The organism is Rathayibacter sp. AY1D9 (genome assembly GCF_002932395.1).
Classification (GTDB): domain Bacteria; phylum Actinomycetota; class Actinomycetes; order Actinomycetales; family Microbacteriaceae; genus Rathayibacter.
Genome location: NZ_PSVQ01000014.1, coordinates 37,049 through 59,618, shown reverse-complemented (window position 1 = coordinate 59,618; position 22,570 = coordinate 37,049). Strand labels below are relative to the sequence as shown.

Genomic DNA, 22,570 nt, shown 5'->3' with positions numbered 1-22,570 from the left:
GTACCTATGGGCCCCTGGTGTTCCGGGCGGGGGCGCGACGCGACGGCCGCGAGGCGCCGGGCCGGAGCGGTGCCCCGGCCCGGCGCGCCGCCGCTACTCGGAGGGGGTGGGCGTCGAGGTGGCCTTCGAGGTGGGGGTCGGCGCCGGGGTCGGAGCCGGTTCCTCGACGGTGACGGAGAGGGTGGGCGAGGCCGCCGACTCCGACTCGCCGCAGAGCACGGTGTACGTGACGTCGATCGTGCCCGCCGTGGTGCCGGCCTGGATCGTCGCGGTCGTCGAGTTCGACGGGTTGGTGCTCGTCACGCTCGCGCCCTCGCCGGTCGCGGTCACCCGGTAACCGCTCACGGAGGTTCCGCTCGGGCACTGGTTGTAGTTGCTCCAGGTGACGTTGAACGTCGCGCCCGCCTCGACGCTGGAGGCGGCGGGGGTGACGGTCGGCACGGCGGTCGGTGCGTCCGGGGTCGCGACCTCGGTGAAGACGGAGACCTCGATGGTCGTGCCCTTCACCACGTTCGCGGTGGGGTTCACGTCCTCGACGAGTCCGACCTGCTCGGCGGTGGGGGCGCTCGGGCCGTCCGCGCGGCGGACGCCCATGCCCAGGGCCTCGAGCTCGGTCTCGACGTCGTCGAAGGAGCGCCCGACGTAGTCGGCCTTGTCGATGACGACCGTGTTCGAGGTCGGCGTCGGCGTGGGACTCGGAGTCTCGGACGGCGTCGGCGACGGGGCAGTGCTGGTCGTCGCGGTGGGGGAGGCGGCCGGGTCGCTGCTCCCGCCGGTCGTCAGGGCGAAGATCGTGCCCGCGATGACGACGGCGAGGATCACGATGAGGGCGATCAGCGGCCAGGTCCAGGGGCTGCGCCTGCGCGGCTCCTCGGAGGCCTCGAGCGGCTCCTCGATCGGCACGAACGGAGCGGCGGCCGCGGCCGCGGGCGCGCCGGAGGGGAGCACCGTGGTCGCCTGCGTCGCGCCCTGGTTGGAGGGGAGGACCGTGGTCGCCTGCGTCGCGGGCAGGTCGCTGAGGACCGCGGGGACGGCCAGCGCCGCTCCGCGCACGTCGCCCGAGCGCAGCGCCTGGGCCGCCCGCGCGAGGTGCGCGGCGGTGGCGGGGCGGTCGGCCGGCTTCTTGGCGATGCAGGAGTAGACGAGATTGCGCACCGGCTCCGCGACCGTGACCGGCAGCTCCGGCGGGGTGTCGTTGATCTGCGCCATTGCGATGGCGACCTGCGACTCGCCCGTGAAGGGGCGGCGCCCGGCCAGGCACTCGTACGCGACGATGCCCAGCGAGTAGATGTCGGTGGCGGGGGAGGCGGGCTGGCCGCTCGCCTGCTCCGGGGACAGGTACTGGACCGTGCCCATGACCTGCCCGGTCGCCGTCAGCGGGACCTGGTCGGCGATGCGCGCGATGCCGAAGTCGGTGATCTTGACGCGGCCGTCCGGCGTGATGAGCAGGTTGCCCGGCTTCACGTCGCGGTGCACGAGGCCGGCGGCGTGCGCGGCGTGCAGGGCGAGCGCGGTCTGCGCGACGATGTCGAGGACCTTGTCGGTCGAGAGGACGCGCTCGCGCTCGAGGACGGTCGAGAGCGCCTCGCCGGGGACGAGCTCCATGACCAGGTAGGCCGAGCCGTCCTCCTCGCCGTAGTCGTAGACGTTGGCGATGCCCTCGTGGTTGACCAGCGCCGCGTGGCGGGCCTCGGCGCGGAAGCGCTCGAGGAATCCGGGGTCGCCGAGGTACTCGTCCTTCAGGATCTTGATCGCGATGGTGCGGCCGATGACGAGATCGGTCGCCTGCCACACCTCTCCCATGCCGCCGATGGCGATCCGGGACTGCAGCTCGTAGCGTCCCCCGAAGGTGAGGCCTGTCGTGGGTCTCATTTGTTCAGCACCGCCTCTAGTACCTGTTGTCCGATGGGTGCGGCGATCAGGTTGCCGTACCCGGTCTGGCCGAGCCCTCCACCGTTCTCCACGAGCACGGTGATGGCGTACTGCGGGTCGTCCGCAGGCGCGAAGCCGGTGAACCAGAGGGTGTACGGGTCGTCCCCGCCGTTCTCGGCGGTACCGGTCTTACCGGCCACAGTGACGCCCCCTATTGTTGCATTCGTCGCCGCGCCGCCCTGGACGCTGGCGACCATCATCGCCTTGACGGCGTCCGCGGTCTGCGTGCTCACCGCCCGGCCGAGCGACTTCTCCTGGAACTGCTGCAGCACGCTGAGGTCCTGCGAGCGGATCGAGTCGACCAGGTTCGGCTGCATCACCTCGCCGCCGTTCGCGATCGCCGCGGAGACCATGGCGATCTGCAGCGGCGTCGCACGCACCTCGTACTGTCCGAAGGCGGTGAGGGCCGTCTGGGCGTCGTCCGTCTTCGTCGGGTACGTGCTCGCCTCGACCGACATCGGGATCTCGAGCTCGGTGTCGAAGCCGAACTTCTCGGCCTGCGAGCGGATCGCGTCCGCTCCCAGCTGCACGCCCATCTCGGCCATCGGGACGTTGCAGGAGAGCGAGACGGCGGTGGCCAGCGTGACCGTCTCTCCGGAGCCGCAGAGACCGCCTCCGGAGTTGATCACCTGCGACGAGGAGCCGGGCAGCGTGTACGACTCGACGTTGGGGAAGCTCGAGTCGGCGGTGAAGCGGCCGGACTCGAGGGCGGCCGAGGCCACGACGAGCTTGAAGACGGAGCCGGGCGGGTTGAGCGAGCCGCCGATGGCCCGGTTCACGAGGGGCTCGGAGGAGTCGTCGTTCAGCGCCCGGTAGGCGGCGAGGACGTCGTCGGTGTCGTGGGAGGCGAGCGCGGTGGGGTCGAAGGTGGGCTTCGAGACCATCGCGAGGATGCGGCCGGTGGCCGGCTCCGTCACGACGACGGCCCCCGTGTAGTCGCCGAGCGCGTCGAAGGCGGCCTGCTGGGCGACCGGGTCGATCGAGAGCTCGACCGACGCGCCCTTCGGGTCCTGGCCCGTGACGAGGTTGTTGATCTCGTCGAAGAACTGCGAGTTCGAGGTGCCCGAGAGGTAGTCGTTGAGCGTGCGCTCGATGCCGGTGGTGCCCTGGTTCAGAGTGAAGTAGCCGGTCACGGCGGAGTAGAGCGGGCCGTTCGCGTACTGCCGCTGGAACTTGTAGAGGTCGTCCGACGGCGTCGAGGAGGCGATCGGCTGACCGCCGGCGAGGATCGCACCGCGCTCGGTCGAGAAGCTCTCGTAGAGGGTCCGCGTGTTGCGGCCGTCCTCGTCGAGGGAGTCGGCCTGGATCACCTGAATGGTGGTGGTGGAGAGCAAGAGTGCCACGAACATCGTCAGCACGACAAGGCTCACCCGTTTGAGTTCTCGGTTCATCGACGGATCACACCACCAGACGAGGCTGACTGCGGACTGTGTCGGACAGGCGCAGCAGCACCGCCACGATCATCCAGTTCGCCACGAGGGAGGAGCCGCCGGCGGCGAGGAACGGCGTGGTCAGGCCGGTCAGCGGGATGACACGGGTGACGCCTCCGATGACGATGAAGCACTGCAGAGCGATCACGAACGAGAGGCCGACTCCCAGGAGGCGCCCGAAGTCGTCCTGCCCGGCGAAGCCGATGCGGAACCCGCGCGAGACCAGCAGGAGGTAGAGGCCGAAGATCGCGAAGAGCCCGGCGAGGCCCAGCTCCTCGCCGAGGCTGGCGATGATGTAGTCGGACTGCGGGACCGGCGTGAGATCCGGCATCCCCTGGCCGAGGCCCGTGCCGAGCAGCCCGCCGTGCGCGAGGCCGAAGAGGCCCTGCACGAGCTGGTAGCTGCCGCCCGGATCCGCCCCGTAGCGCTCGGCGCTGAAGGGCTCGAGCCAGTTGGCGAAGCGGTTGCCCACGTAGTCGAGCGTCTGGCTCGCCAGCAGCGCGCCGCCGAGGAACAGGCCGACGCCGATGAGGACCCAGCTGGTGCGGCCGGTCGCGACGTAGAGCATGACCAGGAACAGGCCGAAGTAGAGCAGAGCCGTCCCCAGGTCGCGCTGGAAGACGATGACGCCCATCGTGACCGCCCAGACCACCAGGATCGGGCCGAGGTCGCGCAGGCGCGGGAAGCGCATCCCGAGGACGGTGCGGCCCACCATCGAGAGGGAGTCGCGGTTGCGCACGAGGTAGCCGGCGAAGAAGACCGCGAGGGCGATCTTGGCGATCTCGCCGGGCTGGAAGCTCGCCACGTCGCCGATCCCGATCCACACGCGCGCGCCGCTGACCTCGCGGCCGATGAAGGGCAGGAGCGGCAGCAGGAGCAGCACGATCGCCGCGAACCCGGCGACGTAGGTGTAGCGGAACAGCACGCGGTGGTTGCGGATGACCAGCAGCACCACGATCGCCGCCACGACGGCCAGGGCGCTCCAGAAGATCTGCCGCACCGCCACCGACTCCCAGCCGGTCGCGCCGTCGGCGATGTCGATCCGGTAGATCTCGGCGACGCCCAGGCCGTTCAGCACGGTGGCGATCGGGAGGAGGAAGGGGTCGGCCGCCGGGGCCGCGAAGCGCAGCACGACGTGCACGGCGAGCACGAGCGCCGAGAGGCCGGCGCCCAGCGAGACCAGCGTGGTGTCGATCGAGCCGAGGGCGCCGAGCTGCACGAGCACGATCGCGCCGGCGTCGATGAGGCATGCGCCGATCAGGAGCAGGAGCTCGAGATTGCGCAGCTTCTGGCGGAAGAAGCCCTGCCGCTCGGGGGCGGGGCGGGCGGTGGCCGTGGCGGCGTCCGTCATGGTGCTCCGTTCGCGTCCGTGAGGCGCTCGACGATGTCGACCGCGCCGGCGTAGGAGTCGGCGCTGATCGTCTGCTCCAGCTGCTCGACGTCGTAGGCGCGGAGGGAGTCGAGCGGGATGCCCGTGTCCTCCTTCACCTCCGAGAGCGAGAGCGGGCCGACCGACTGCTGGATGCCCTGGTAGATGATCACGGTGTCCCCGTCGGTGCCGACGTAGAAGCGCGACTGCGTCCAGTCGTAGGCGAAGAGGATCCCGAGGAATCCGATGATGAGCACGAGGGACAGGCCGACGAGCCAGGTGATGCGGCGGCGCAGGTGCCGGCGGCGGTCCTCCTCGATCAGCTCGTCGAGGTAGTCCTCGGACGCGGGCTCGAAGTGGGTGGGGCCCTGCGCGGCGGGAGCGCGGGTGTGCAGGCGGAGGCCGGGGATCCGGACGCGGTTCTGCGAGTCGTCGGTGCTGAAGGGCGTGGGCGCGGCGGCGGATCCGACGACCACCGGCTCCTCCACGGGGGCGAGGATGCGCGCGGTGTCGCCCGCCCCGGGGATGTCGAGGACGACGACGGTGACGTTGTCCGGGGCGCCGTGCGAGAGGCTGTCGCGGATCAGGCGGTCGGCCACCTGCTGGGCGGTCTCGTCGCGGCTGAGCTCCTTGAGGATCTCGTCGTGCGGGACGACGCCGGAGAGGCCGTCGGAGCAGATCAGCCAGCGGTCGTGCGGCTCGGTCTCGAGCGTGAGCGTGTCGATCTCGGGGTTGGTGTGCACGTCGCCGAGGACCCGCATCAGGACGGAGCGGCGCGGATGCGTCATCGCCTCCTCCTCCGTGATGCGGCCGGAGTCGACGAGGCGCTGCACGAAGGTGTGGTCCGTCGTGACCTGCTCGAGCCGGCCGTCGCGGAGGACGTAGATGCGGGAGTCGCCGATGTGCGCGATCGCCACCGACTCGCCGACGCGGGCGATCGCGCTGACGGTGGTGCCCATGCCGGTGAGCTCGGGGTGGTCGACCACGGCGTCGGCCAGCAGGGTGTTGGCCGCCAGCAGGGTGCGCTTGAGCTCGTCCTCGGCCTCGTAGGTGGAGGCGTAGACGCGGTCCGCCTCCGCGATGCGCTTGATCGCGATGGAGGAGGCGACGTCGCCGCCCGCGTGGCCGCCCATGCCGTCGGCGACGACGAAGAGCTGCCGGCCCGCGTAGCCGGAGTCCTGGTTGTTCGAGCGGATCCTGCCGACGTGCGAGACGGCGGCGCTCTCGCGCACCGCGCCGTGGCCGGAGCCGCTCTCCGGAGTGGGGGCCACGCGCTACGACCGCCGCAGTTCGAAGGTGGTGGTGCCGACCTTCACGGGCGTGTCCAGCGGCACCTTGGTGGGCGCGCCGACGCGGCGGCCGTCGAGGAAGGTGCCGTTGGTGGAGTCGAGGTCCTGGATCATCCACTCGTCGTTCCAGAGGAGCAGGCGCGCGTGGTGGGTCGAGGTGTAGTCGTCGCGGATGACCAGCGTCGACTCCGCGGAGCGGCCGATCGTCAGCGGGTCGCCGGTCAGCTCGAGCTCGGTGCCCCGCTTGGGGCCCGAGGTGATCACGAGGCGCTGCGCCGTGTGGACCGTGGCGGCGCCTCCCTGCTCGGCGCGCTCGGCGGCGGCCTCTCGGCTCCTCCGGGCCGAGGGGGCCGACGGAGAGGCGGGCTGCGCGGGCGTGGGAGCCGCGGCGGCCGCGGCGACCACGGGCTGGGCCGCCGTCACGAACGGGGCCTCGGGGGACGCGGCCTGCGCGCCGGGCGGCAGCTTGCGCACGCGCTGCCCGAACAGGTCGGAGCGCAGCGCGTAGACGATGCCGAACACGAAGAACCACAGCAGCGCGAGGAACGCGATGCGCAGGAGGAAGAGAGTGAGCTCGCTCATAGCCGGTCGTCCCAGAATCCCTCGGAGCCGCGTCCGGCTGCCCTGCCGGACGACGGGCGGTCGGTGCGTGCGGGCGCGGAGCCCTGCACGACGCGGTAGACGATCGAGGTGCGCCCGATCGTGATGGTCTGCTCGGGGGCCAGGGGCGCCTGCGTGACGGGCCGGCCGTCGAGCTTGGAGCCGTTCGTGGACCCGAGGTCGTGCACCTGGGCGCGGGAGCCGTCCCAGAGGATCTCGACGTGCTTGCGGGACGTGCCCGAGTCGTCGACGGTGATGTCGGCGTCGCTGCCGCGGCCGATGACGGTGCGCGCCTTCGTGATCGGGTGGCGCCGGCCGTCGATGTCGAGGACGGGCGTGTAGGCGACGGTGCCCTTCACGCTGCGGGAGTCGACCTCGACCATGCCGTCGCTGAGCGCCGGATCGACGGCGAGGGAGATGTCGATCGGGCCGGGGAAGCGGAAGCCCTGCTTGGTGGCGTGCTCGGTGGCCACGGTGGTGAGCTCGTCGATCAGGGTGGCGCCGAGGCGCTGCATCCGGTCGAGGTCGGTCGCGGACATCCGCAGGACGAGGCTGTTGGGGACGAGGATGCGGTCGCGGCTGACCACGGCGGCGGAGGTGTCGAGCTCCCGGCGGAGGGCGGAGGCGAGCTCGACCGGCTGCAGACCCGACTTGAAGGTCCGCGCGAACGCGCCGTTGACGACGCGCTCGAGTCCCTTCTCGAAGTTGTCCAGTATGCCCACAGTCTTCCGATCTTCCGGTTCTTCGCCTTCTCGGCGGTCGCGCACGGATCGAGATGTCTGCGCGCCCGTCGCCGCTTCCTCTTCTTGGTCTGCGCCGCGCACGGCTACGGGCATGTTACTGGGATGGTCTGGATGCGCGATCCTCCGCAGTGGTTTCGCGGCAGGAGTGCCGTGTGCGCGCTCTCACCGGGGCGGCTCGGCGGCGGCTCCCGGGGGAGCGGCGGCCCGGGACGGTGAGCGCCGGTTCGGCTCGGGGGCCGGGGGATGCTACGATTTCTCGTCGGCGCTTCGGTGCCGCTGGTGAGCGCGAGTGGCGGAATAGGCAGACGCGCACGGTTCAGGTCCGTGTGCCCGAAAGGGCGTGGGGGTTCAACTCCCCCCTCGCGCACCAGAGTTCACGAGAACCGGAGTTCGAGAGAACCGGGTTCGAGAGAACCAGGCGAGAAGCCCCCGATCGGATGTCCGGTCGGGGGCTTCTCCCGTTCCCGAGTGCGGTGCGCCGCGGGGCGGGCTCCTGTCGTGTCGTTCTCGCGGACGGCGTCCCGCGGAGGCGTGGTGTTCACCGGGAGGTCGGCGGGAGGTCGTCCGGCGCGGGCACGCTCGCGGGGTGATCGCCCTCCGTGCCGACGTGTCCGCCCTCGATCCGCGGGCGCTGCCCGAGCTGCTCCGACGCCTCCGTCGGCACCGGAGCGTGCAGGTGGGGGAGTGCCAGTGGATCGCGGTGCTGCCCGGATCGGGCCCGGTGCTGCTGACGGCCGGCGACCGGCTCGTGCTCGACCTGCTGATCGAGCGGCGCGCGCTGCTCCCCGTGATGATCGACGCGCTCGAGGCCGAGCTGCGCAGCGGCGGCTTCCGCGAGCGGATCGCGCTGAGCTGGAGCACGCCGGACACGGTGCCCGTGCTGCTGCGCTGACGGCTCGCGGTCAGCGGCGGGTGAGCTCCACGACCGGGATGATACGGGTGGTGCGCTTCTCGTAGTCGAGGAAGCCGGCGGAGGCGGTGGTGAAGCGGGCCCAGCCGGCGTCGCGCTCCTCCCCGGCGAGGACACGCGCCCGGACGTCGACGGTGCCGTCGTCGGGGGTCTCGATCGCCAGGTCCGGGTGGGCGATCATGTTGTGGAACCAGGCGGGGTGCTTCGGCGCACCGGCGGCGGACGCGGCGAGCAGCCAGACGTCGTCGGAGGGGTGCAGCGCCATCAGGGGAGTCACGCGCTCCTCACCGGAGCGGGCGCCGCGGTGGTGCACCAGCACGAGGCTCCTCCCGAAGCCGCCCGTGGTCACGGTCCCGCCGTTCGCGCGGAACTCCTCGATGATCGTGTCGTTCCAGTCGGCCATGCTCGTCCTCCTCGACGCGGTGCCGGCACTCGAGTGCCGGGGTCAGGCGCGGGCGCCCAGAGCGTCCTCGCGGCTGCTGCTCCCACCCGGCGGCTGTGCGCCCCCGGTGACGGCGGCGGGATCCGCCAGCGCCCGCCGCCAGGGTAGCTCCGCGGCGCCGACGAGTTCCAGCCTCGAGCGCAGGGCGGCCCGCTCGATCCGCACGCCGCGCGCGAGGTCGCTCAGAGCCCGGGCGGAGACGCGGGCGGCGAGGCGCTCGCGGTCGACGGTGAGCAGCGAGCCGAGGAAGCCGCCGAGCACGACCGCGGTGGGGTTGAAGAGGTTGATGTAGGTGGACAGGCCCTCCGAGAGCAGGTCGACCTGGCGGGCGACCTCGCCGAGGACGGCGGGGTCGCGGGAGGTGCCCAGGGCGATGTCGAGCTCGTCCTGGTCGAGGACGCGGGCGCCGAGGACGTCGAGGAGGGAGCGCATCCGGACCTCGGCCTCGAGGCAGCCGCGCCGGCCGCAGCCGCAGAGGCGGCCGTTCGTGGCGACGAGGGTGTGGCCCAGCTCGGCCGCGAATCCCGAGGAGCCCTGGAGCGGGACGCCGCCGATGATGACTCCTCCGCCGATGCCGCCCGCGCCGCCGGTGACGTAGACGACGTCGGCCACGCCGTGCGCGGCTCCGAAGAGGGACTCGCCGATGGCGCCGAGGGTCGCGTCGTTGCCGACGGCGACCGGGAGGTCGAGGGCGCGGCTGAGCTGGGTGGCGAGGTCGACGTCGCGCCAGCCCAGGTGCGGGGCGCGGTGGACGAAGCCGGAGTCGGCCTGGACGAGGCCGGGGACGGCGACGCCCGCGCCGACCAGCGTGCGCAGCGACTCCCGCTCGGAGCGGAAGCCCTCGACGATTCCGGTGACGACGCGGACCACCGTGGCGGGGCTCGCGGGCTTGGGGGTGTCGAAGCGGACGCGGCGGAGCAGCTCGCCGTGCAGCCCGACGAGGCCGACGATGATCGCGTCGGTGTCGAGGTGGACGCCCACGGCCGCGAACCGGTCGCCGGGGACGACGGTGGCGCTGGGGCGGCCGATGCGGCCGTCGGGCGCGGTGGTCTCCTCCGCCACCCAGCCGAGCTCGCTCAGCTCGCCGACGAGGTTCGCGACGGCGGAGCGGTTCAGCCCGGTGAGGCGGCCGAGCTCGGCGCGGCTGGTGGGACCGGAGCGGTGCACCAGGGTCGCGAGGCTCGCGAGGTTCGTGCGGCGCAGCAGCGCGTTGCTGGAGGCTCCGACTGCTCCTGCCATGATCGCCTGCCTGTCGCTGGACCCCGACGGGTCTCGGATGCACTCGGGCGCGGCTCCCCCGAGGAGAAGCCGCGCCCGAGAACTGTAGAAGAGAAGGACGAGGAGCGCCGCTGGGCGGCGCCCGGCGTTCGTCTAGCGGCCGCCGGCGCGGCGCTTGTTGAAGATGTCGAACGCCACCGCGAGCAGGAGCACGAAGCCCTTGATCGCCATCTGCCAGGCCGCGTCGACCGAGAGGATGGACAGGCCCATGTTGAGCACGCCCATCACGAGTCCGCCGATGACGGCTCCGACGACGGTGCCCACGCCTCCCTGGACGGCGGCGCCGCCGATGAAGACCGCGGCGATCGCGTCCAGCTCGTAGTTCTGTCCGGCCGAGGCGACCGCACCGCCGGCGCGGGCGGTGCTGACGATGCCCGCGACTCCGGCCAGTGCGCCCATGTTGACGAAGATGAAGAAGTTGACCCACTTCGTCTTGACGCCGGACATCATCGCGGCGAACAGGTTGCCGCCCATCGCGTAGATGTGGCGGCCGAAGACCGTCCGGCCGAGCACGAAGCTGTAGGCGAGGATCAGCACGGCGAGCACGATCAGGATGATCGGGGTTCCGCTGTAGCCGGCGAGCAGCCAGGAGAGGGCCATGATCGCGATGACGGCGATGGCCGACTTCGCCACCAGCGAGCCGATGGGCTCGCGGGGCAGCTCGAGGCGGCGGAGGGTCGCACGGCTGCGGAGCTGCTGGGCCACGAGGACGACGCAGACGATCAGGCCGAGGACCAGGGTGAGCGCGTCGCGCCCGGCGATGCCGCCGAGGACGCCCGGGAGCCAGCCGGCGCCGATCGCGGTGAACTCGGTGGGGAGGCCGTTGATCGTTCCGCCGGTGAGGAGGACGAGGGTGAAGCCGCGGAAGATCAGCATGCCCGCGAGGGTCACGATGAACGCCGGTATGCCGACGAAGGCGACCCAGAAGCCCTGCCAGGCTCCGACGGCAGCGCCGGTGACGAGGGCGACGACGACGGCCGCCCACCAGGGCAGGCCCCAGTTGTTCATCGCGATCGCCGAGATGGCGCCGACCATCGCCACGACCGAGCCGACCGAGAGGTCGATGTGGCCGGCGATGATGACCATCACCATGCCGATCGCGAGGATCAGCACGTAGGCGTTCTGCTGGATCAGGTTGTTGACGTTGCCGGGCAGGAGCAGGCGCCCGCCGGTCAGCACCTGGAAGAGCAGGATGATGATGGCCAGTGCGGCGAGGATGCCGTACTGCCGGAGGTTGATGTTCAGCCGGCGCGAGCGCTTAGGCGGGGTGGAGGGCGTGTTGGCGGGCGTGTCCGCCGGCGCTGTGGTGGTCGTGGCGCTCATCGGGCCTGTTCCTTTCCGGCGGTCATGTAGTGCATGAGGTGCTCCTGGGTGGCGTCGGCGCGATCGATCTCGCCCGTGATCCGTCCCTCGGAGATGGTGTAGATGCGGTCGGCGAGGCCGATCAGCTCGGGCAGCTCGGACGAGATGACGACGACCGCCTTGCCCTGGGCCGCGAGCTCGTTGATGATCCCGTAGATCTCGTACTTGGCTCCCACGTCGATGCCGCGGGTGGGCTCGTCGAGGATCAGCACGTCGGGACCGGAGAAGATCCACTTCGAGAGGACGACCTTCTGCTGGTTGCCGCCGGAGAGCTTCCCCGTGACGGCCGAGACGGTCGGCGCCTTGATGTTCATCTTCGATCGGTACGAGTCGGCGACCTTGTACTCGCGGTGCTTGTCGATCACGCCGAGCCGGGCCAGGCGCGAGAGCGCGGCGGCCGAGACGTTGACGGTGATGTCGCCGATGAGGTTGAGCCCGTAGCGCTTGCGGTCCTCGGTCGCGTAGGCGAGGCCGTTGCGGATGGCCTCGTCGACGGTGCGGGTCTGGATCTCCTCGCCGTCCTTGTAGACGCGGCCGGAGATGCCGGTGCCGTAGCTCCTCCCGAAGATGCTCATCGCGAGCTCGGTGCGTCCGGCACCCATCAGGCCCGCGAAGCCGACGATCTCGCCGGCGCGGACGGTGAAGGAGGCGTCGTCGACGACCACGCGGTTGATGTCGACCGGGTGGTGGACCGTCCAGTTCTCGACGCGCAGCTTCTCCTCGCCGATCTGCGGGTCGCGCGGCGGGAACATGCTGTTGAGGTCGCGGCCGACCATCGCGCGGATGATCCGGCTCTCGGACGCCTCCTCGCCGGCCATCGGGAAGCTCTCGATGGTGCGGCCGTCGCGGATGATCGTGACGGTGTCCGCGATGGCGCGGATCTCCTTCAGCTTGTGGCTGATGATGATGCAGGTGATGCCCTGCTTGCGGAGCTGGTCGATCAGGCCGAGCAGGTGGTCGCTGTCCTCGTCGTTGAGGGCGGCGGTGGGCTCGTCGAGGATGAGGAGCTTCACCTCCTTGGCGAGGGCCTTGGCGATCTCGACGAGCTGCTGCTTGCCGACGCCGAGCTCGAGGATCTTGGTCGCGGGGCTCTCGGCGAGGCCGACGCGGGCGAGCAGCTTGGCCGCCTCCGCGTTGGTCGCGTTCCAGTTGATGACGCCGCGGGTCGACTTCTCGTTGCCGAGGAAGATGTTCTCGGCGATGGAGAGGTAGGGGCTGAGGGCGAGCTCCTGGTGGATGATCACGATGCCGTCGGCCTCGCTGTCGTTGATCGACCGGTACTGCGCCTCCTCGCCCTCGAACTCGATGGTGCCCTCGAAGCTGCCGTACGGGTACACGCCGGAGAGGACTTTCATCAGGGTCGACTTGCCGGCGCCGTTCTCGCCGCAGATGGCGTGGACCTCGCCGGGCTGGACCGAGAGCGAGACGCCGTCGAGGGCGCGGACGCCGCCGCCGAACTCCTTGACGATGTCGCGCATGATGAGGATGGGACTGGCCAACAGGGCCTCACTTCGTTGGGGGGGGAGTGGTGTGCGGACGGGGAGGCGGGGGCGGGGAGGATCGCTCCTCCCCGCCCCCGCCCGACGGATCAGAGTCCGACGTCGCCGGCCTTGAGGAAGCCGGAGTCGACGAGGACCGACTGCACGTCGTCCTTCGTGACGACCTGCGGCTCCAGCAGGTAGGACGGGACGACCTTCTCGCCGTTGTCGTAGGTCTCGGTGTCGTTGACCTCGGGCTCCTCGCCCGCGACGATCGACTGCACCATCTGGAAGACGCGGTCGCCGAGGGTGCGGGTGTCCTTCCAGACCGTCATGGACTGCTCGTCGGCGAGGATCGCCTTGACGTTGGCCTTGTCGGCGTCCTGGCCGGTGATGACCGGGTAGTCGGCGCCGGGGGTGTAGCCGGCCGACTTCAGCGAGGCCTCGATGCCGATGGCCAGGCTGTCGTTGGGGGAGAGCACGACGTCGACCTTCTGGCCGCCGGTGTAGAAGGAGGAGAGGCGGTTGTCCATCTCGGACTGCGCCTTGTCGGAGGCCCAGCCCTGGATGCCGATCGAGGCCCAGTCGTCGTCCGACGCGGGCGACTTGCCCGAGGGGACGGTGAGCTTGCCGCTCTCGATGTAGGGCTGCAGGACGTCCCACGCGCCGGAGAAGAAGAACTTCGCGTTGTTGTCGTCGGGGCTGCCGGCGAAGGGCTCGAGGGTGAAGGGACCCGCGGCGTTCTTCAGGTCGAGGGTCGACTCGATGTACTGGCCCTGGAGCTGGCCGACCTTGTAGTTGTCGAAGGTCGCGTAGTAGTCGACGTCCGCGGTGCCGTTGATGAGACGGTCGTAGGCGATGACGGTGGCGTTCTGCTTCTTCGCCTCGGCGAGGACGGGCGCGAGCGCCTCGCCGTCGATCGCGGCGATGACCAGGATCTTGGAGCCGCCGGCGATCTGGTTCTGGATCTGCGAGATCTGCTGATCGGTCTTGTTGTCGGCGTACTGGAGGTCGACGGTGCAGCCGTCGCCCTCGAGCTGCGACTGGAGGCCTTCGCCGTCGTTGATCCAGCGCTCGAGGCTGCGCGTGGGCATCGAGATGCCGACGGTGCAGTCGCCTTCCGCGCCGGCGCCGGCAGCGGCGCCTCCGGAGTTGGCGGGGCTCGCGGAACAGGCCGCGAGGCCGAGGGAGATGATGCCGGCGGCGGCCAGCGTGGTGATGCCGCGGGAGAACTTCATGGAGTGCATTCCTCTCTGAAAGCAGTGTCCGAGGGAGAGGACGACAAGAGGCGTGCACGTGTGGCGCACGTCGTCGTGTCGTCGCCCGGGAGGGCGGGAGAGCCCCGAGGGGCTTTGTCCACGGAGAGAACATATTCCTTCGATCGGGGGGAGTAAAGCGCGGGCGGCGAATTTGTCCAGGCGATGCCGAAATGTGATCTTCGGGACGTCGACCCCCGCCGTTGCTGGGGGAGAACGCTCTCACCGCTCGGCTCCCGCCCGGCTCGCGCCCCTCCGCCGGGCGCCCGCCGCCGTCCGCGTGAGGGAAACGCGAGGACTCCGGGCCGGGCCGTAGGGGAACCGTGAGGACCGCTCCGAGGGGCCCCCGCGAGGTGTTGCATCGCTTCCTGTGCCGCTTCCCGGCAGGCGTCCGGTCCCGGGCGTCGTCCGCTCCCCGGATGGAGTCCTCCGTGCTCGACCTCGCCTACCTCCTCGGCGTGCTCGCCCTCTTCTCGCTCATCGCTCTCGCTGCGAAGGGGGTCGAGCGGCTGGGCGGACCGCCCCCCTCGGCGACCCGCGGGACCCGCGAGAAGGAGGCGGGCCGGTGATCGTCTTCGACGCCCTCGCGGCCGTGCTGGCGCTCGCCGCCGTCGTCTACCTCGTCGCGGCCCTGATCCGACCGGAGCGCTTCTGATGGATCCGCTCCTCGCCGTCCTCCAGGTCGCGACCGTCGGCCTGGCCGTCGCCCTCCTCCACCGCCCCCTCGGCGACCACATGTTCCGCGTCTACACCTCGACGCGCGACCTCGCCCTCGAGCGCGGCGTCTACCGCCTCATCGGCGTCGACTCCGCGGGCGAGCAGAGCTGGCGCGCCTACCTCCGGGCCGTGCTGGCCTTCTCGCTCGTCGGCGTGCTCCTGCTCTACGGGATGCAGCGCCTCCAGGCGGTCCTGCCCGGCTCCCTCGGCCTGCCCGCGGTGCCGGAGGGGCTGGCGTTCAACACCGCCGTCTCGTTCGTCACCAACACCAACTGGCAGTCCTACTCCCCGGAGGCGACCCTCGGCTTCGCGGTGCAGCTCGGCGGCCTCGCCGTGCAGAACTTCGTCTCGGCGGCCGTGGGCCTGGCCGTGGCGGTGGCGCTGATCCGCGGATTCGCGCGCCGCTCCTCCGGAACGCTCGGCAACTTCTGGGTCGACCTCGTGCGCGGCACGCTGCGCCTCCTGCTGCCCCTCGCGGTGGCGGCAGCGGTCGTGATGATCGCGGGCGGCGTGATCCAGAACCTGAACGGCCCGCTGACGGTGACCACGCTCACCGGCGGCGAGCAGAGCATCCCGGGCGGCGCGGTGGCCTCGCAGGAGGCGATCAAGCTGCTCGGCACCAACGGCGGCGGCTACTTCAACGCCAACTCCGCGCACCCGTTCGAGAACCCCTCGGCGTGGGTGTCGCTGCTGCAGATCGTGCTGATCCTCGCGATCCCGTTCTCGCTGCCGCGCACCTTCGGCCGGATGGTCGGCGACGTGCGGCAGGGGCGCGCGATCCTCGCGGCGATGGCGACGATCTTCGTCGTGTCGCTCGCGGCCCTCACCGCGCTGGAGGCGGCGGGCGGCGGATCCGCGGCGCAGGCCGCCGGAGCCGCGATGGAGGGCAAGGAGACGCGCTTCGGCATCGCCGGCTCCGCCCTCTACGCGACCGCCTCGACGCTCACCTCGACCGGCGCCGTCAACGCGATGCACGACTCCTTCACCGCGCTCGGCGGCATGCTGCCGATGCTCAACATGATGCTCGGCGAGGTCGCCCCCGGCGGCGTCGGCTCGGGCCTCTACGGGATGCTCGTGCTCGCGGTGCTGGCCGTGTTCGTCGGCGGGCTGCTGGTCGGCCGGACGCCCGAGTACCTGGGCAAGAAGCTCGGCCCGCGCGAGATCAAGCTCGCGAGCCTCTACATCCTCGTGACGCCGACGCTCGTGCTGGCCGGCACGGCCCTGAGCTTCGCGATCCCGGCGGTGCGGGAGGACGTGGAGAGCACGTCGATCCTGAACCCCGGGCTGCACGGACTCTCGGAGGTGCTCTACGCCTTCACCTCCGCGTCCAACAACAACGGCTCGGCGTTCGCGGGGCTGACGGCGAACACGCCCTGGCTCAACACGGCGCTCGGCGTCGCGATGCTCCTCGGCCGCTTCCTCCCGATCCTGCTGGTGCTCGCCCTGGCCGGCTCGCTCGCAGCGCAGTCGCCGGTGCCCTCCAGCGCCGGCACGCTGCCCACCCACCGGCCGCAGTTCGTCGGCCTCCTCGTGGGCGTCACGGTCGTCGTGACCGCGCTCACCTACTTCCCCGTACTCGCGCTGGGCCCCCTGGCGGAAGGACTGCGACTCCGATGACCACTGCACTCACCGAGGCCCCCGCGGAACCCGCGCGCCCCACCCGCGCCGCCCTCGGGCCGCGCCAGCTCGCCGCCGCCCTCCCCGGAGCGCTGCGCAAGCTCGATCCGCGCCTGATGTGGCGCAACCCCGTGATGTTCATCGTCGAGGTCGGCGCCGTGCTGACCACGGTGCTGGCGATCGCCGAGCCGTTCCTCGGGGGGCCGGAGGAGTCGGGCGGATCGACGGTGCCCGTCACCTTCACGGGCGGCATCGCGATCTGGCTCTGGCTCACCGTGGTGTTCGCGAACCTCGCGGAGTCGGTGGCCGAGGGCCGCGGCAAGGCGCAGGCCGAGAGCCTGCGCGCCACCCGCACCAGCACTCCGGCCCGGCGCGTGACGGACTACGACCCCGCGGACCCCTCCGCCCTGTCGGCCCGCCTGGTCGAGGTCTCCTCGGCCGAGCTGCAGCTGGGCGACGTGGTCGTGGCGGAGGCGGGCGACCTCGTCCCCGGCGACGGCGACATCGTCTGGGGCATCGCCTCCATCGACGAGTCGGCGATCACGGGCGAGTCGGCGCCGGTCGTCCGCGAGAGCGGGGGCGACCGCAGCGCGGTGACGGGCGGCACGCGAGTGCTCTCGGACCGGATCGTGGTGCGCATCACCTCGCGGCCGGGCGAGACCTTCGTCGACCGGATGATCGGCCTGGTCGAGGGCGCGTCGCGGCAGAAGACGCCGAACGAGATCGCGCTCGACATCCTCCTGGCGAGCCTCTCGATCGTGTTCGTCGTGGTCGTGCTGACCCTGAACCCGATCGCCTCGTTCGCAGGAGCCTCCGTGAGCGTCCCGGTGCTGGTCGCCCTGCTCGTCTGCCTCATCCCGACCACCATCGGCGCCCTCCTCTCGGCCATCGGCATCGCCGGCATGGACCGGCTCGTGCAGCGCAACGTGCTCGCGATGTCCGGCCGGGCGGTGGAGGCGGCGGGCGACGTCACGACGCTCCTGCTCGACAAGACGGGGACCATCACCTACGGCAACCGCCGCGCGGTGGCGTTCCTCCCGCTCGACGGAGTGGCGCAGGCCGCCCTCGTCGACGCGGCCGCCTCCTCCTCGCTCAGCGACCCGACACCCGAGGGGAAGTCGATCGTCGACCTCGCGGGCGACTCGGGCCGTCCCGCCGTCGAGCCCGCTCAGGCCGCCGTGGTGCCGTTCACCGCGCAGACCCGGATGAGCGGGCTCGACCTCCCCGACGGCTCCTCCATCCGCAAGGGCGCCGGCTCGGCCGTGCGCGCCTGGGTGGAGGAGGAGGGGCCGCTGCCTTCCGCGGTCGCGGCGCGCCTCACGGTGCTCGTCGACGGCGTCTCGGAGAGCGGCGGCACGCCTCTCGTCGTCGCGGTGAAGGACGCCCACGGCGCCCGCCTGCTCGGCGTCGTGCACCTGAAGGACGTGGTGAAGGACGGGCTCGCCGAGCGCTTCTCGGAGCTGCGCGCGATGGGCATCCGCACCGTGATGATCACGGGCGACAACCCGCTGACCGCGAAGGCGATCGCGGCGGAGGCGGGAGTCGACGACTACCTCGCCGAGGCGACCCCCGAGGACAAGCTCGCCCTGATCCGGCGCGAGCAGGAGGGCGGCGCGCTGGTCGCGATGACCGGCGACGGCACCAACGACGCCCCGGCCCTCGCGCAGGCCGACGTGGGCGTGGCGATGAACACCGGCACCTCGGCGGCGAAGGAGGCGGGCAACATGGTCGACCTCGACTCCGACCCCACCAAGCTCATCGACATCGTGCGGATCGGCAAGCAGCTGCTGATCACCCGCGGCGCGCTCACCACGTTCTCGATCGCGAACGACGTGGCGAAGTACTTCGCGATCATCCCGGCGATGTTCGCGGGGGTCTTCCCCGGGCTCGCGGTGCTGAACGTGATGCAGCTGCACTCGCCGGCCTCGGCGATCCTCTCGGCGATCGTGTTCAACGCGCTGGTGATCGTCGTGCTGATCCCGCTCGCGCTGCGCGGAGTGGCGTACCGCCCGGTCGCCGCCTCGCGCATCCTCAGCCGCAACCTCCTGGTCTACGGGTTGGGCGGAGTGATCGCTCCGTTCCTCGGGATCAAGCTCGTCGACCTGATCGTCGCCGCGATCCCCGGCTTCTGACCCGCCCGTCCCGACCACCGAAGACAGAGAGAAGAGACCATGTTCCGTCCCTACGGTGTCGCGCTGCGCGCGATGATCGTGCTCACCGTGCTGCTGGGAGCGGCGTACCCGCTCGCGGTGCTCGGGATCGGGCAGCTCGCCCTGCCCGCCCAGGCGAACGGCTCGCTGCTGCGCCAGGACGGCGCGGTGATCGGCTCGTCGCTGATCGGCCAGTCGTTCACGGACGCCGACGGAGCGCCCCTGCCGGAGTGGTTCCAGTCGCGTCCCTCCGCCGCGGGCTACGACGCCGCGGCCTCGACCGGCAGCAACCTCGGCCCCGAGAACGCCGACCTGGTCGCGTCCGTCGAGGAGCGCCGGGCCGCGATCGCGGCCTTCGAGGGCGTCGACCCGGCCGCGGTTCCGGCCGATGCGCTGACCGCCTCCGCCTCGGGGCTCGACCCCGCGATCAGCCCCGCCTACGCGCAGCTGCAGGCGCCCCGCGTCGCCGCCGCCCGCGGGCTCGACGTGAGCGCCGTGCGCGCGCTGGTCGAGGAGCACACCGCGGGCCGCGAGCTCGGGTACCTCGGCGAGCCGACGGTGGACGTGCTCGAGCTCAACGCCGCTCTCGCGCGGCTGTGACCGCTCCGGTGGCGCCTCCGGCTCGTAGAATCGCGATCGGCTCGTCGGGACCGTCCGATCGAGCGGATCGACGCCGGTCCCGCGAGCCCGGGACGCCCCGGAGCCGCGAGCACGAGGGGAGGCCGGGAGCATGACGAAGGGCCGCCTGCGCGTGCTCCTCGGAGCCGCGCCCGGAGTGGGCAAGACCTACACGATGCTCGAGGAGGGCCGCCGGCTCGCCGCCGAGGGTCGCGACGTCGTGGTGGCCGTGGTCGAGACGCACGGCCGCTCCGCCACCGCCGCGATGGTCGAGGGGCTGGAGGTCGTGCCGAGGAGGGCCGTCGAGCACCGCGGTGTGCTGCTCGACGAGATGGACCTCGACGCGGTGCTCGCCCGCCGGCCCGACGTCGCGCTGGTCGACGAGCTCGCGCACACCAACGCCCCCGGCTCCCGGCACGAGAAGCGCTGGGAGGACGTGCGGACGCTCCTCGACGCCGGCATCACCGTCTTCTCGACCGTGAACATCCAGCACATCGAGTCGCTCAACGACGTGGTGCACGCGATCACCGGAGCGCCGCAGCGCGAGACGATCCCGGACGCGGTCCTCCGCGCCGCCGATCAGATCGAGGTCGTCGACCTGGCGCCCCAGGCGCTGCGCGACCGCCTCGCCGACGGCCGGGTCTACCCGCCCGAGCGCATCGACGCGGCGCTGTCCAACTACTTCCGGCTCGGCAACCTGACCGCCCTGCGCGAGCTCGCGCTGCTCTGGCTCGCCGACGAGGTCGACAGCGCGCTGCGCGACTACCGCGTCGAGCACGGCATCGACAGCACCTGGGAGGCGCGCGAGCGCGTGGTCGTGACCCTCACCGGCGGGCCGGAGGGGGAGACCCTGCTGCGGCGCGGCGCGCGGATCGCGGCCCGTGCCTCCGGGGGCGACCTGCTCGCCGTGCACGTGGTGACCCCCGACGGCCTCCGCACTCCCCGGCCGCACGTGCTCGAGGCGCAGCGGGTGCTGGTCGAGAAGCTCGGCGGCAGCTACCACCAGGTGGTCGGCGAGGACGTGCCGCGGACGCTGGTCGAGTTCGCCCGCTCGGTGAACGCGACGCAGCTGGTGATCGGCGTGAGCAGGCGGAGCCGCCTCGCCTCGGCGCTGACGCCCGGCACCGCGTCGACGGTGATCCGCGAGTCCGGCAACATCGACGTGCACATCGTCAGCCACTCCGCCGCCGGGCGCACCGCGGTGCTGCCGAGGCTCGACGGGGCCCTGACTCTGCGGCGCCGCCTCCTGGGACTGGCCCTCGCCCTCGTGGGCGGCCCGCTGGTGACCTGGCTGCTCTCGAGCCTCCGCAGCGACGAGTCGATCACGAGCGACGTGCTCTCGTACCAGCTGCTGGTGGTGGTGGTCGCGCTGGTCGGCGGGCTCTGGCCGGCCCTCTTCGCGGCCGTGCTCTCGGGGCTGACCCTCGACTTCTTCTTCGTCGATCCGCTCTACACGATCACCGTCGACGAGCCTCTGCACGCGCTGGCGCTGGTGCTCTACGTGCTGAACGCGGCGCTCGTCAGCGCCGTGGTCGACCGCGCGGCCCGGCGGGCGCGGGCCGCCAAGCGGTCGGGGGCGGAGTCGGAGCTGCTGGCGACGATCGCGGGCGGCGTGATCCGCGGGCAGGGGGCGCTGCAGGCGATCCTCGAGCGCTCGCGCGAGGCGTTCGGGCTGACCGGCGTGCGGCTGCTGCGCGGCGGCGAGCTCGTCGCGGCCGACGGCGAGCCGCAGCCGGAGGGCGATCCCGCGCGCATCGCGGTGGGCGAGGGCGCGGTGCTCGAGCTGCACGGCCGCGAGCTGGAGGGGAGCGAGCGGCGGCTGCTCCAGGTCGTCGCCGCCCAGCTGGACTCGGTGCTCGAGAACGCGGCCCTCAGCGAGACGGCCAGCTCCCTCGCTCCGCTGGCCGAGACCGACCGGGTGCGCAGCGCCCTGCTGTCGGCCGTCAGCCACGACCTGCGCCGGCCCCTCGCCGCGGCCACCGCGGCCGTCAGCGGACTGCGCTCGCCCGAGGTGGTCTGGAGCGAGCGCGACCGGGAGGAGCTGCTCGCCACCGCCGACGAGAGCCTCACCGTGCTCGCCGCGCTGGTCACCGACCTGCTCGACGTGACGCGGCTGGAGGCGGGGGCGCTCGCCGTGGCGCTCGCCCCGCTCGACGCCGCCGACGTGGTGCTCCCCGCGCTCGACGAGCTCGGGCTCGGTCCCGGCGAGGTCGACCTCGACCTCGATCCGGAGGGCCCGGCGCTGCTCGCCGACGCGGTTCTGCTGCAGCGCGTCGTGGTCAACCTGCTCGCGAACGCCGTCCGCTACGCGCCGTCCGGCACCCGGGTGCGCGTGGCCGCCAGCGCCTTCGGCGGGAGCGCGCAGCTGCGGATCGTCGACCACGGCCCCGGGGTGCCCGAGGAGCGGCGCGCCGAGATCTTCGTGCCGTTCCAGCGGCTCGGCGACGACGACAACCTCACGGGCCTGGGCCTCGGCCTCGCGCTCTCGAAGGGGTTCACGGAGGGGATGGGCGGCACGCTCGAGACGGAGGACACTCCGGGGGGCGGGCTGACGATGGTGGTGACGCTGCCGCTGGCGCCGGAGACTGCTGCCGCTGCTCCTGCGGCTCACGTCGCTCCTGCCGCCCCGCACGACGGCGGGTCGGGCACCGCTCCGCACGAGGACTCCGGAGGAGCCGCATGAAGATCCTGATCGCCGACGACGACCCGCAGATCCTGCGCGCCCTGCGCATCACCCTCACCGCCCGCGGATACGACGTGGTGACAGCCGGCGACGGCACCGAGGCGATCAACCGCGCGGTGGACGAGCATCCGGACCTCTACATGATCGACCTCGGCATGCCACGGCTCGACGGGGTCGAGGTCATCCACGGACTGCGCGGCTGGACGAGCGCGCCGATCCTGGTGGTGTCGGGGCGGACGGGCGCGGCCGACAAGGTGGGCGCGCTCGACGCCGGCGCGGACGACTACGTCACCAAGCCGTTCTCGATGGACGAGGTGCTCGCGCGCATCCGGGCCCTCTCGCGGCGGGTGCAGCCGGCCGACGGCGAGCCGCTGGTCGTGATCGGCGAGGTGACCGTGGACCTGGTGGCCAAGAGCGCGACGCGGGACGGCGTCTCCGTGCGGCTCACCCCGACCGAGTGGCAGGTGCTCGAGATCCTCATCCGCAACGCGGGCAAGCTGGTCACCCGCCGCTCGCTGCTGGCCGAGATCTGGGGCCCCGCGCACGTCACCGACACCGGCTACCTGCGCCTCTACCTCGCGCAGCTGCGCAAGAAGCTCGAGCCCGACCCCGCGCATCCGCGGCACCTGCTGACCGAGGCGGGCATGGGCTACCGCTTCGTGCCCTGACCGGCCTGTGCTCGGCGGGGGAACCCCG

The 22,570-nt window shown here is 71.9% G+C and carries 19 protein-coding genes and 1 tRNA gene; 9 read left to right on the top strand and 11 right to left on the bottom strand.

The annotated features are described in order from the left end of the window. Positions 1-93: 93 nt before the first annotated feature. From C5C50_RS08040 to C5C50_RS08015, 6 genes are read right to left on the bottom strand one after another with little or no spacing between them, the layout of a single operon-like run. Positions 94-1,872, bottom strand: a complete 1,779-nt coding sequence (locus C5C50_RS08040) for a protein kinase (protein ID WP_104273226.1) — start codon at positions 1,870-1,872, stop codon at positions 94-96. Next, the gene (locus C5C50_RS08035; RefSeq protein WP_104273225.1) at positions 1,869-3,323 is read right to left on the bottom strand and encodes a penicillin-binding protein 2; all 1,455 of its coding nucleotides are present in this window, start codon (positions 3,321-3,323) and stop codon (positions 1,869-1,871) included. The genes C5C50_RS08040 and C5C50_RS08035 overlap by 4 nt, the downstream gene beginning before the upstream one ends. A 7-nt stretch (positions 3,324-3,330) precedes the next feature. After that, a complete protein-coding gene (locus tag C5C50_RS08030; protein WP_104225777.1) occupies positions 3,331-4,713 on the bottom strand; it encodes an FtsW/RodA/SpoVE family cell cycle protein in 1,383 nt (460 codons plus the stop codon). Next, the gene (locus C5C50_RS08025; protein WP_244229533.1) at positions 4,710-6,002 is read right to left on the bottom strand and encodes a Stp1/IreP family PP2C-type Ser/Thr phosphatase; all 1,293 of its coding nucleotides are present in this window, start codon (positions 6,000-6,002) and stop codon (positions 4,710-4,712) included. Before C5C50_RS08025 ends, C5C50_RS08030 begins: the two co-directional genes overlap by 4 nt. A 3-nt stretch (positions 6,003-6,005) precedes the next feature. After that, positions 6,006-6,602: an FHA domain-containing protein gene (locus C5C50_RS08020; RefSeq protein WP_104222659.1), complete on the bottom strand. Its 597-nt coding sequence runs from the start codon at positions 6,600-6,602 to the stop codon at positions 6,006-6,008. Next, entirely contained in the window at positions 6,599-7,342 is a 744-nt protein-coding gene (locus C5C50_RS08015) for a DUF3662 and FHA domain-containing protein (protein WP_104225775.1), read from the bottom strand. The genes C5C50_RS08020 and C5C50_RS08015 overlap by 4 nt, the downstream gene beginning before the upstream one ends. Before the next feature lie 304 nt (positions 7,343-7,646). Between C5C50_RS08015 and C5C50_RS08010 the strand changes: the two genes are divergently transcribed. Next, positions 7,647-7,733, top strand: a tRNA-Leu gene (locus C5C50_RS08010). Between the two features lie 216 nt (positions 7,734-7,949). Continuing rightward, positions 7,950-8,255, top strand: coding sequence for a hypothetical protein (locus C5C50_RS08005; RefSeq protein WP_104273224.1), 306 nt, complete (start codon positions 7,950-7,952; stop codon positions 8,253-8,255). A gap of 10 nt (positions 8,256-8,265) precedes the next feature. Here the strand turns inward: C5C50_RS08005 and C5C50_RS08000 are convergent, their stop codons facing one another. The 5 genes from C5C50_RS08000 to chvE form a co-directional block, all read right to left on the bottom strand. Then, positions 8,266-8,676 carry a nitroreductase/quinone reductase family protein gene (locus C5C50_RS08000; RefSeq protein ID WP_104266573.1) on the bottom strand — a complete coding sequence of 137 codons (411 nt, stop codon included), beginning with the start codon at positions 8,674-8,676 and terminating at the stop codon, positions 8,266-8,268. 42 nt (positions 8,677-8,718) lie between these two features. Further along, positions 8,719-9,954: an ROK family transcriptional regulator gene (locus tag C5C50_RS07995; RefSeq protein ID WP_104222655.1), complete on the bottom strand. Its 1,236-nt coding sequence runs from the start codon at positions 9,952-9,954 to the stop codon at positions 8,719-8,721. A 132-nt stretch (positions 9,955-10,086) separates the two neighbouring features. Next, entirely contained in the window at positions 10,087-11,316 is a 1,230-nt protein-coding gene (gene mmsB, locus C5C50_RS07990) for a multiple monosaccharide ABC transporter permease (RefSeq protein WP_104222654.1), read from the bottom strand. Continuing rightward, positions 11,313-12,833 carry a multiple monosaccharide ABC transporter ATP-binding protein gene (gene mmsA, locus C5C50_RS07985; protein WP_104222653.1) on the bottom strand — a complete coding sequence of 507 codons (1,521 nt, stop codon included), beginning with the start codon at positions 12,831-12,833 and terminating at the stop codon, positions 11,313-11,315. Before mmsA ends, mmsB begins: the two co-directional genes overlap by 4 nt. Positions 12,834-12,943: 110 nt before the next feature. Next, positions 12,944-14,071 carry a multiple monosaccharide ABC transporter substrate-binding protein gene (gene chvE, locus C5C50_RS07980; RefSeq protein ID WP_374952918.1) on the bottom strand — a complete coding sequence of 376 codons (1,128 nt, stop codon included), beginning with the start codon at positions 14,069-14,071 and terminating at the stop codon, positions 12,944-12,946. Between the two features lie 437 nt (positions 14,072-14,508). Here chvE and C5C50_RS16935 point away from each other — a divergent pair, with 437 nt between their 5' ends. The 7 genes from C5C50_RS16935 to C5C50_RS07950 all read left to right on the top strand — a co-directional run bounded on the left by C5C50_RS16935 (position 14,509) and on the right by C5C50_RS07950 (position 22,542). Continuing rightward, positions 14,509-14,658, top strand: a complete 150-nt coding sequence (locus C5C50_RS16935) for a hypothetical protein (protein ID WP_167299012.1) — start codon at positions 14,509-14,511, stop codon at positions 14,656-14,658. Then, complete coding sequence (kdpF, locus tag C5C50_RS07975) at positions 14,655-14,744, top strand: K(+)-transporting ATPase subunit F (protein WP_068209492.1); 90 nt, start codon at positions 14,655-14,657, stop codon at positions 14,742-14,744. Before C5C50_RS16935 ends, kdpF begins: the two co-directional genes overlap by 4 nt. Further along, a complete protein-coding gene (gene kdpA / locus C5C50_RS07970) occupies positions 14,744-16,423 on the top strand; it encodes a potassium-transporting ATPase subunit KdpA (protein ID WP_104268826.1) in 1,680 nt (559 codons plus the stop codon). The genes kdpF and kdpA overlap by 1 nt, the downstream gene beginning before the upstream one ends. Then, complete coding sequence (gene kdpB, locus C5C50_RS07965; protein ID WP_104273223.1) at positions 16,420-18,555, top strand: potassium-transporting ATPase subunit KdpB; 2,136 nt, start codon at positions 16,420-16,422, stop codon at positions 18,553-18,555. Before kdpA ends, kdpB begins: the two co-directional genes overlap by 4 nt. Positions 18,556-18,594: 39 nt before the next feature. Then, entirely contained in the window at positions 18,595-19,173 is a 579-nt protein-coding gene (gene kdpC, locus C5C50_RS07960; RefSeq protein WP_104225770.1) for a K(+)-transporting ATPase subunit C, read from the top strand. Positions 19,174-19,303: 130 nt separating this feature from the next. Next, positions 19,304-21,874: an ATP-binding protein gene (locus C5C50_RS07955; RefSeq protein ID WP_104268829.1), complete on the top strand. Its 2,571-nt coding sequence runs from the start codon at positions 19,304-19,306 to the stop codon at positions 21,872-21,874. Beyond that, a complete protein-coding gene (locus C5C50_RS07950; RefSeq protein WP_104222647.1) occupies positions 21,871-22,542 on the top strand; it encodes a response regulator in 672 nt (223 codons plus the stop codon). Before C5C50_RS07955 ends, C5C50_RS07950 begins: the two co-directional genes overlap by 4 nt. Positions 22,543-22,570 lie beyond the last annotated feature (28 nt).

Bases quoted from the DNA above. Each gene is read 5' to 3' on its own strand.
- mmsB (WP_104222654.1), bottom strand. From the start codon at position 11,316: ATGAGCGCCACGACCACCACAGCGCCGGCGGACACGCCCGCCAACACG.
- kdpA (WP_104268826.1), top strand. From the start codon at position 14,744: ATGGATCCGCTCCTCGCCGTCCTCCAGGTCGCGACCGTCGGCCTGGCC.
- kdpC (WP_104225770.1), top strand. From the start codon at position 18,595: ATGTTCCGTCCCTACGGTGTCGCGCTGCGCGCGATGATCGTGCTCACC.
- C5C50_RS07950 (WP_104222647.1), top strand. From the start codon at position 21,871: ATGAAGATCCTGATCGCCGACGACGACCCGCAGATCCTGCGCGCCCTG.
- C5C50_RS08035 (WP_104273225.1), bottom strand. From the start codon at position 3,323: ATGAACCGAGAACTCAAACGGGTGAGCCTTGTCGTGCTGACGATGTTC.
- C5C50_RS08040 (WP_104273226.1), bottom strand. From the start codon at position 1,872: ATGAGACCCACGACAGGCCTCACCTTCGGGGGACGCTACGAGCTGCAG.
- kdpB (WP_104273223.1), top strand. From the start codon at position 16,420: ATGACCACTGCACTCACCGAGGCCCCCGCGGAACCCGCGCGCCCCACC.
- C5C50_RS07955 (WP_104268829.1), top strand. From the start codon at position 19,304: ATGACGAAGGGCCGCCTGCGCGTGCTCCTCGGAGCCGCGCCCGGAGTG.
- chvE (WP_374952918.1), bottom strand. From the start codon at position 14,071: ATGAAGTTCTCCCGCGGCATCACCACGCTGGCCGCCGCCGGCATCATC.
- C5C50_RS08020 (WP_104222659.1), bottom strand. From the start codon at position 6,602: ATGAGCGAGCTCACTCTCTTCCTCCTGCGCATCGCGTTCCTCGCGCTG.
- mmsA (WP_104222653.1), bottom strand. From the start codon at position 12,833: ATGCGCGACATCGTCAAGGAGTTCGGCGGCGGCGTCCGCGCCCTCGAC.
- C5C50_RS16935 (WP_167299012.1), top strand. From the start codon at position 14,509: ATGGAGTCCTCCGTGCTCGACCTCGCCTACCTCCTCGGCGTGCTCGCC.
- C5C50_RS08030 (WP_104225777.1), bottom strand. From the start codon at position 4,713: ATGACGGACGCCGCCACGGCCACCGCCCGCCCCGCCCCCGAGCGGCAG.
- C5C50_RS07995 (WP_104222655.1), bottom strand. From the start codon at position 9,954: ATGGCAGGAGCAGTCGGAGCCTCCAGCAACGCGCTGCTGCGCCGCACG.
- C5C50_RS08000 (WP_104266573.1), bottom strand. From the start codon at position 8,676: ATGGCCGACTGGAACGACACGATCATCGAGGAGTTCCGCGCGAACGGC.